This is a genomic window from Streptomyces sp. NPDC052721 (assembly GCF_040678315.1).
Lineage (GTDB): Bacteria > Actinomycetota > Actinomycetes > Streptomycetales > Streptomycetaceae > Streptomyces.
Genome location: NZ_JBFATL010000089.1, coordinates 1 through 9,118 on the forward strand (window position 1 = coordinate 1; position 9,118 = coordinate 9,118).

Sequence of the window (9,118 nt, forward strand, 5' to 3'; positions counted from 1 at the left end):
ACATCCAGTACGAGGGCCGGGGCCCGGCACGCCGAGAGCACGCACCTGACGCCGCGCGGCCCGCCCTCCGGGCGGACGACGGGAGTTTGACGACAAGGCCTAGGTCCACATGCTCAGGAGGTGGGAGCAGTCACATGACGGAAGTCGGTGATGAGTCTGTCTCCTTACCGTCGGGGACGTGGCGAGAAAGTTCGCTGCCGTCCGGCTCACTCGTAAAAGGGGTCCTCCCCCACTCCGGGAAAGGGAAAGCCATGCCCGTTCGCCTTCGTCCGCTCAGACGACGCTGGATGTACCCCGTCATGACCTTCAGCGCGGCCCTCGCCGTCCTCTTGCCGACCACGGCCGGCGCGGTGGCGACCGCGGGCAGCAGCGCGGACGTCACCACCAAGCCCACGATCGTCTTCGTACACGGAGCCTTTGCCGACTCCAGCGGCTGGAAGACGGACATAGCGGCTGTCCAGCGCCTCGGCTATCCAGTGGTCGCGGCACCGAACCCGCTGCGGGGCCTGTCCAGCGACGCTGACTACATACGCTCGGTTCTGCGGACGATCAGCGGACCGATCGTGCTGGTCGGGCATTCCTACGGTGGCGCGGTCATCACCAACGCGGCCCGAGGCGTCGACAACGTCAAGGCGTTGGTCTATGTAGGGGCATTCGTGCCCGACGCGGGGGAAAGCATCGCGACCGTACTCGACCCGCAGAAGTACCCGGGTTCGCTGCTCGGCCCCGGCACGACCCTGACGCGTCCGGCCCCGAACCCGTCCGCGCCGGGCGGCCAGGACGCGGACATCTACATCAAGCCCCAGGACTTCCAGAAGGTGTTCGCCGCCGACGTCTCCGCCTCCGAGGCCTCGGTGATGGCCGCCACGCAGAGACCCCTGTCCTACACCGCCGAAACCGAGGCATCCGGAGATCCGGCGTGGAAGACCATACCGTCCTGGGACCTCGTCACGCTCAACGACAAGGCCATTCCGCCTGCAGGCCAGCGGTTCATGGCAGAGCGTGCGCGTGCCCACGTCGCGTACGTGGACTCCTCGCATGCCGTCATGGTGTCGCACCCGCAGGCGGTTGTGCGTATCGTTCTCGACGCCGTGCGCCACGTCGGATAGCCCGCTTCCTCGCCCACCGGGGCGCCTGGTCGGGTCCCGGGTTTTCGATGATGCCTTCGTCGTAGCCTCCGCCCCTGTTGATCGCCGTACTGGGGCCCGGCCGGGACCGAAGCGCAGGCCCGGCGCGTCTCCCTCCGTCGCCGGGCGCCGCGGCAGCCGTTGGCAGATGATGGGCGTGACGTCGGAACGTATGATCCGGGCATGGGTGGTGCGGAACGCGTCCAGTCGGGCGCCCCCGTCTCTTCTGGCACACGGATGCTGGTGGGCAGGGACGCGGAACTGCGGATCATCGGGAGGCTCCTGTCGGCGGGGGGCGGGGCTCTGGTTCTCGCCGGCGAGCCCGGGATCGGTAAGACGAGCCTGTTGAGTGCCGCACAGCGACAGGCCGAGCAGTCCGGCTTCACCGTGCTGACGGTGGCCGGCTCCGAGGCATCCGCCGAGGTGCCGTTCCAGGGCCTGTACCAACTGTTCGCCGGATCGCTCGACCGGGTGGCGGACCTGCCCGTTGCGCAGAGCAGGGCCCTGCTGACCGCACTCGGTCTGCGCAAGGGGCCCGCGCCGCAGCCTTTCCTGGTGGCCCTGGCCACGCTGGACCTGCTGGCCGAGGCCGCGGCCGAGGCGCCGGTGCTGGTGTGCGTGGACGACCTGCAATGGGTGGACCAGCCCAGCGCCGACGCCCTGGCCTTCGTCGCCCGGCGCCTGGGATACGACCCGGTGGTGCTGTTGGCCACGTCGCGCACACACGCCGGAGAGCGGCCCGCCCCGGCTGACCTCGCCCGCCTCGACCTGGGGCGGCTCACGGAGTCGGACGCCGCGGCCCTGCTCCGGCGGGTCCGCGCAGATCTCGATCCGGCCGCTCGGGGGCGCATCCTCGCCGGTGCCGAGGGCAATCCGCTAGCCCTCGTGGAGCTGTCGACCGCCTGGCCGGCCGCCGCCCCGGATGCCCTCGCTCAGGGCTCCACGGCCCCCAGCGCCGGGCTGACGCTCACCGGGCGGCTGGAGCGTGCCTTCGTCGGGCGGCTACGTGATCTGCCGCGGACCACCCGCGACGCGGTCCTGGTCGCCGCTGTCGACTCCGGTGACGAACTCGCCGAGATACTGGCAGCCGCCTCCCTGCTGAACGGCCGAAGGCTGACCACGGACGCGTTGGAGCCGGCGGCCGGGGCCGGGCTCATACGCTTCGACGACATGCGCGTGCGCTTCCGCCACCCGCTGGTGCGTTCCGGCGTGCTGCAGGCGGCGACGCCGCACCGGTTGCGATCCGCGCACGAAGCGCTGGCCCGGCTGCTCACCGACGACCCCTACCGTGCGACCTGGCACCACGCGCTGGCGCTCGACGCCCCGGACGAGGTGGTCGCGGCCCGGCTGGAGACCAACCACCTGCTGGCGCTCCAGCGTGGTTCCGCCCTGACGGCCATCCAGATGCTGGAGCGTGCCGCCGAGTTGTCTCCCGATCCGGCCGATGCCGCACGGCGGCTGCTGCTCGCGGCGGAGCACGGCTTCGGGCTCGGCCGGGCTGACCTGGTGCGCCGTCTGCTGGGTACCGCCGCGCGAGAGGACCTGCCGGAACTGGAGCGGGCGCGGATGACCTGGCTGGAGGAGATCTTCGAGGACGGCGTGCCGGGGGATGCCGCCCCGGTGCTGGCCCTCTGCGCTGTGGCGGAACGTTCCGCCTCTGCCGGGGACGTCTCCCTTGCGCTCAACTTGCTGCTCGGTGCGGCACTGCGCTGCTGGTGGGCCGAGCCCGGTCGGGACGCCCGGTCCCGGGTGGTGGCAGTGACACGCGGCCTGCCCGGGGCCGAAGGCGACCCCCGCTACGTCGCGGCCATCGCGGTCGCCGATCCGATTCGCCAAGCGGCCGAAGTGCGCCGACTGCTGGTGCGGGCCGGGCAGGACGCCGAGCTGACCGCCGAGGCGGACAACCTGCGGTTGCTCGGCATGGCCGGGCACGCTGTGGGCGAGACCGCGCTCGCGGCCGACTACCTCGACCGGGCCGAGGCCCGGCTGCGCGCCCAGGGACGGCTCGGACTGCTGCCGCACGTTCTCGGCATGCAGGTCCAGGTCCGCCTCGACGTCGGCGACTGGCTCCTGGCCGCACAGGCGGCCGAGGAGGGGCACCGGCTGGCGGTCGACACCGGTCAGCCCATCTGGTCCGCCGGGACCCTCGTCGGCGATGCCAAGGTCGCGGCCCTGCGCGGGGACAGCGGCACGGCTCTGCGTCTTGCCGACGAAGTGGAGGAGCAGCTGCTCCCCAAGGGCATCGACGATCTGCTCGCCTGTGCCCAGCTGGTGCGCGGCATCGCCCTGCTGGTGGAGGGACGCGCGGAGGAGTCGTACGCGGCGTTGGCGGACCTGTTCGACACCAGTGGTCCGTACTGGAACCAGCGCGAGAGTTTCGGCGGCGTCGGCTTCCTGGCCGATGCGGCCGCCCGGGTGGGACGGCGGGCCGAGGCGCGGGAGATCCTCGCAGGGGCACGGCGCGGCTGGGGCGACTGTCCCGCCGCCCTGCTCCAGATCAACCTCCAGTACGCCGACGCGGTTCTCGCGGAGGAGGACGAGGCCCAGGAGGCCTTCCAGCGGGCTCTCGCGGCCGACCTGGTGCGCTGGCCCTGGCCTCGGGCACGGCTGGACCTCGCGTACGGCAGCTGGCTGCGGCGCAGACGGCGTGGCACGGAGTCACGCAGTCCGCTGCGGGCGGCACTGGCCGTCTTCGAGGTGATCGGCGCCCGGCCCTGGGCCGAGTCGGCCCGCGCGGAGCTGCGAGCGGCCGGCCAGCGGCCACCGGCCGCACCGCAGCGTGACGTTGAGCAGTTGACGCCCCAGGAGCTACAGATCGCCCGGCTCGCGGCCGACGGCCTGTCGAACCGTCAGATCGCGGAACAGCTGTATCTGTCGCCGCGTACGGTCGGCTCGCACCTTTACCGCATCTTCCCCAAGTTGGGCATCACGGCCCGTGCCCAGCTCGCCGAGGCGCTCAAGGTGCTGTAGGGCCCGGCATCGACGCCGGACGCTTCGGCCGGACACAGGTTCCGGCCTGCGGCGCTTCCGGGTGGGGCGGCACACATGCTGAGTGCCGTCAGTCCGCTCGGTCCTGGTGCTCTTCCTCCGACGACGCGAGGACGGCGGCCAGTTGGCCGCGGCTCTGTATACCGAGCTTCGGGAAGAGGCGGTACAGGTGGGAGCCGACGGTGCGGTGCGAGAGGTAGAGGCGTTCGCCGATCTCCCGATTGGACAGGCCCTGTCCGGCGAGGCGGGCGATCTCGAGTTCCTGGGGGGACAGGGCCGCCCAGAGGCCGGGACGCCGCCGGTCCACGGTCTGTCCGGTGGCGGCCAGCTCCCGGGCGGCGCGTGCGGCCCAGGACGGGGCGTCGAGCAAGTCGAAAGCCCGCTGTGCCGCACGCAGCAGCTTCCGTCCTTCGGCGATGCGATAGTGCCGGCGCAGCCAGGCGCCTTCCGCCAGGTCCAGCCGCGCCCGGTACCAGGGGGAACCGCTCGCACAGCGCAGCCGCGCCTCGGCGAAGCGCGCCGGTGCCTCGTCCGCCTCGGCGAGCAGGGCGTGGGCGAGCGCCAGTGCGCGCTGCACCCCGCCGGCGGGGGTGCCCTGGGCCAGCTTCTCCACCTGCCGGACGACCGCCCGGGCCTCGGCCTGGCGGCCGACGCCGTGAGCGGCCTCGGCGAAGTAGTCCAGGGCCCAGGCGCACTGCGGTGACTGGTAGGCCGGGTCCGTCGGATCGAGCATCCGGCTGAACTCTTCGTAGGCCATCCCCTGGTCTTCCTGCCCGAGCGCCGCCAGGCCCCGGGTGAGCTGCATGCCGTTGGCCACGGACACGTTGCCGCTGATCACTGCCGCCTCCTGCACCTGGCCGAGGAGGCGCATGGCGAGGCGGTGGCGACCGTGAACGGCTGCCAGGTTGGCGAGGCCCAGCCGTGCGCACGCAGCCCAGGTGGTCTGTCCCGTCTCCTGGGCGAAGCGCAGGGCCTCGTCCGCGCCGGTGGCTGTCAGGTCCCACTGCCCCAGGTAGAGGGCGGCGAAGGTGCGCAACACCAGCACCTGGGTGAGCGCGGCGAGCCGGCCCTGCCGCCGCAGTCCGGCCTCGGCGGCCTGGGTGAGCGGCACGGTGTGCTCGAAGGAACCGCTGACGAAGCTGGCCATGGCGAGGAGGCCGGTCAGTGCCGGGTCGCTGCCGGGTCGGTCCGTCCACCGGTTCAGGTGATCCACGATCGTCGCGCCGCGGGCGAACGGAGAGAGGAAGGCGTCCACCAGTACGGGCCTCGCGTCCCCGGGGCTCAGACTCACTTCGTCGGCCACGCAACGCAGTCGGCCGAGCAGCGCAGCGTCGCGTGTCGCTCCCCAGTAGCAGGCGCGGGCGGCGCGGATGAGCAGACTGACGGCGAGGCTGTCGTCTCTGGCGCGCACAGCCTCGGCCGCTGCCTGCTCCAGTTGGTGCACGAGGCGTTCGCCGCCTGGCACACCGTCGTCGAACGCGGCCTCCAAGGCGACCAGGCGGCCTGTGTCCTCCATGGGCAGCGGTCGAGTGCGCACCTGCTCGAGCAGCGCCCTGACGGTGTCGGGACGGCCCAGCTCGAAGGCCACTTCGGCGGCGCGGAGCAGGCGGTGGCCACCCGCGGCGTCCTGCGGGGTGAGCTGTGCCGAGCGCTCCAGGAAGGTCTGGGCGAGGGCGGGCGCCCCACGGGACAGAGCTCGGTCGGCAGTGGCCTCCAGCGCGTCGGCGGCGGCCGCGTCCGGCCGGTCGAGAGCCGCGGCCCAGTGCCAGGTGGACCGGTCGATGTCCCTGGCGAGCACCTTGGCCAGGGCACGGTGTGTGGCGGCCACGGCTTCCGAGGTGGAACTGTGGACGACAGCCGAGCGCATCAGCGGATGGCGGAACCTCACCGTGTCCTCGGCGATGTCCAGCAGGCCGGAGCCGACGGCGTCCCTCCGGTCCGCTGCGCGCAGCGGACCGCCCAGGAGCAGCTCCGCGCCCCGTTCGGTCTCGTCCCAGCGGTCGCTGTCCTGGATCGCCGCTACCAGCAGGATCACCCTGGACCTCGCAGAGCAGTCCGCCAGCCGGTCGGCGAAGGCGTGCAGGAGGCGTTCTGTCAGCGGAACCGCGCCCGTCACCGGGAGCGCCGAGCGGGCCGACGCCGGCAGTTCGAGAAGTGCCAGCGGGTTGCCCTGTGCCAGGCCCAGCACCCGCAGGCGGTCGTCCGCGGACAGCGCCGGCGCGTGCCGCGTGAGTAGTTCGCCGGCGTCCGCCCGATCCAGCGGAGCCAGCGGCAGGTGCACGCGGCCCCGCTCAACGTCCCCGGAGGGGCTGTGGGGCGGAGCCTCGCGGGTGGACACCATCAGAACGACGGGCTCTGCGGCCAGGCGCCGGGAGACGAAGTCGATGACTTCCCGGCTGGACGGGTCGGCCCACTGCAGATCGTCGACGACGGCGAGCACCGGACGCCGGGCGGCGCTCTCGGAGAGCAGCTCCAGGGCGGCGAGTCCGATGCGGGCCGGCTCGGCCGGCCGCACCGTTTCGACCATGCCGAACGCGGCGAGCAGGGCGTCACGCTGGGCGGCCGGCAGGTGCTCGGCGGCCGGCAGCAACGGACGCAGCAGTTGGTGGAGGATCGCGAAGGGCAGTGCCTGTTCGGCCCGGCTGCCAACGCCCCGCAGCACACGCAGACCGCGTTCCGGAGCCTCCTCGGCGCACCTGCGCAGCAGCGCCGTTTTACCGATCCCCGGCGGACCGCTCACGTGCAGAAAAGTGCCGGCTTCCGGGAGTGCGTCCCAGACGCGTCGCACGAGCGACAGTTCCCGGTCGCGCCCCAGGAAGTGGGTGGGTGTATCAGCGACGTGCACGAGTGGGACACCCCTTTCCGCAGCGACTCGGCCAGCATACGTAGCGGCACGTCGCGGGGCTGCCGAACTCGTGGGGCTCTGCCTGCCGGCCGTAGCCGGAGTGCTCACGGAGCCACCTGGCCGACGTGCACGAGGAGAGGGACGCGACGCCGGTCGCCACGACCCTCCGGGTGCCGTCCGGTGTGGTGGCCTCCGACCTGGTGGCCCGCGCTGTGGCGGCCGACCCCTCCCTGCCGCTGGCCGCGGGTGGCGGCGCCCTGGCCGGGAGGCGATCCGGGTCAACCGGCGCCGAACGAGGCGGAGCACCTGCTCGGCTGAGTCGGAACGGCCTTGCGCCGAGCGCTCGCGGGCGTCGGGGCCCGGCTCGACGGGTACGGCCGCGCAAGCAGGCCGGGGGCGCCGTCGCGAAGCCGCGTGACGAGACCGGCCAGAGCGTGCGGTATCCGCTGCGGGCGCTGGACGAAGGCGCTGCGGGCGGACCTGTGCGGCGTCCGCAATGAGGGTGGGGCCCGGCGGGCCGGGCAACGGGACACCTGTCCCAAGTGCCGTGGGGCGGAGCCGCCGGAGGGGGCTGGGAGCTTTCCCGCCCAGCCCCCTCCCCGGACCTCAGGACAGGAACTGCAGCAGCAGGTTCGTCATGTCCTGAGGATGTTCTTCGAACACCCAGTGACCCGAGTCAGGCAGCACCACACCCTGGACGTGGGTGGCGTATCGGCGCACCTGGTCCGGGACGCTCTGACCCAGGCTGTGGTCGGCGCCCACGGCGAGGACCGGCATGGGCAGGGGCGTCCGTCCCCGTTCGGCGTTGTCCGCGACGTCCTGGCCCAGCGCCCGGAACCACTCCAGGCTGCCCCGCAGATGCGCTGGATCGCTCAGCCCACGGGCGTAGGCACGCACCGCGTCCGGGTCCGCCGCGGCATCGCGGTGAACAGCGAACATGCGGATGAACAAGTCGACCCAGGTGCGCTCACGGCCCTTGATCATCTGTTCCGGGAGACCGTTGGTGACATTGAAGAAGCCGAAGTTCCACACCCCGGGACCGCCGGGGGTGAGGGCGGGGAACTGATAGACACCCTGGTCCGGTATCGGCGCCTCGGTCAGCGCCAGCCGGGTGACGTCCTGCGGGTGCTGGGCGGCATAGGAGTAGGCGACCATGGTGCCGATGTCGTGGCCGACCAGGTTGATGTCATGCTGCAGCCCCAGGCGGACCAGCAGTGCGTGCAGATCTTCAGCCATGGTCGCCTTGTCGTAGCCGGCAGCGGGTGCACTGCTGCCGCCTGCGCCCCGCAGGTCCGGCGCGATCACGGTGAAGTGCCGGGCCAGGGCGGGGAGCACGGCCCTGAATTCGTACCAGGTCTCGGGATAGCCGTGCAGCAGCACCAGCGTGGGACCGTGGCCACCGCGCACGTAGTCGACGGTGATCCCGTTGACCTGGGCACGGTGCTCAGCGAACCCCGGGGGCGGGACGGCCGCGATGCCGCCCTGGCGGACGCCGGCGGAGGCGGGACCTGCTCCGACGCTCAGGACGGCGAGGAGGAGGGCGAGCGCGGCCCGCAGCACGGTGCGGGCGAACCCATTCGTGAAGGTCGTCATGACCGGGACGCTAAGAAACCCTTCGGCTCCCGGCTTCGGTCGACCGACTGCTCCTCGGCGGAGACCCGGTCCGTCGCAAGGGGGTCCGGTGGGCGGCGAAGGCCTCGCCGGCGTGCCGGTCCGGCGAAGCTGCCGCTCCGCGCACCCCTCGACCGCACCCCGAGGCGGCGGCCCCCGGGTCAGTGGCGTCGCAGTCGGTCGACCGAAGGGACCCGGACGGCCGTGGTCACCGGTGGTCCGAGCAAGGGCACCGGCCTCGCGGTGGCGCAGGCACGGGCGGCTGCGGGCGCCGAGGTGGTCGCTGCGGCGCGGACCCGGGCAGACGGCCGGCCTCGGGGCTCCATCGTGAACACCGGCTCCGTCAACTGGCCCGCGCGGGCCGCGCGGCACCAGTATGAGCCCCGGGCCGGTGGAGACGGACCTGTGGCTGGGCGGAGGCGGCGTGACCGAGACCGTTTCGGCCGCGGCGGCACCTAGGCCCTGTCGTCAAACTCCCGTCTGCCGCGCGACGCCATGCACGCACTCTCGCCGCACCGGGCCCCGACCCAAGTACATCCAGTACGAG

4 protein-coding genes and 1 pseudogene are annotated in these 9,118 nt (G+C 72.6%); 3 read left to right on the forward strand and 2 right to left on the reverse strand.

Translation table 11 applies throughout. The annotated features are described in order from the left end of the window. Positions 1–299 precede the first annotated feature (299 nt). Complete coding sequence (locus tag AB0L21_RS39240; RefSeq protein WP_365788730.1) at positions 300–1,109, forward strand: alpha/beta hydrolase; 810 nt, start codon at positions 300–302, stop codon at positions 1,107–1,109. A 201-nt stretch (positions 1,110–1,310) separates the two neighbouring features. After that, the gene (locus AB0L21_RS39245; protein WP_365788731.1) at positions 1,311–4,097 is read left to right on the forward strand and encodes an AAA family ATPase; all 2,787 of its coding nucleotides are present in this window, start codon (positions 1,311–1,313) and stop codon (positions 4,095–4,097) included. Between the two features lie 88 nt (positions 4,098–4,185). On the opposite strand, the gene AB0L21_RS39250 is transcribed toward AB0L21_RS39245, so the two are convergent. After that, positions 4,186–7,068, reverse strand: a complete 2,883-nt coding sequence (locus tag AB0L21_RS39250) for a LuxR family transcriptional regulator (protein ID WP_365788732.1) — start codon at positions 7,066–7,068, stop codon at positions 4,186–4,188. Between the two features lie 17 nt (positions 7,069–7,085). Between AB0L21_RS39250 and AB0L21_RS39255 the strand changes: the two are divergent. Then, positions 7,086–7,223: pseudogene (locus tag AB0L21_RS39255) on the forward strand (alanine--glyoxylate aminotransferase family protein); the annotation flags it as partial. 343 nt (positions 7,224–7,566) lie between these two features. On the opposite strand, the gene AB0L21_RS39260 reads toward AB0L21_RS39255, so the two are convergent. Further along, positions 7,567–8,553 carry an alpha/beta hydrolase gene (locus AB0L21_RS39260; protein ID WP_365711466.1) on the reverse strand — a complete coding sequence of 329 codons (987 nt, stop codon included), beginning with the start codon at positions 8,551–8,553 and terminating at the stop codon, positions 7,567–7,569. Between the last annotated feature and the right edge of the window lie 565 nt (positions 8,554–9,118).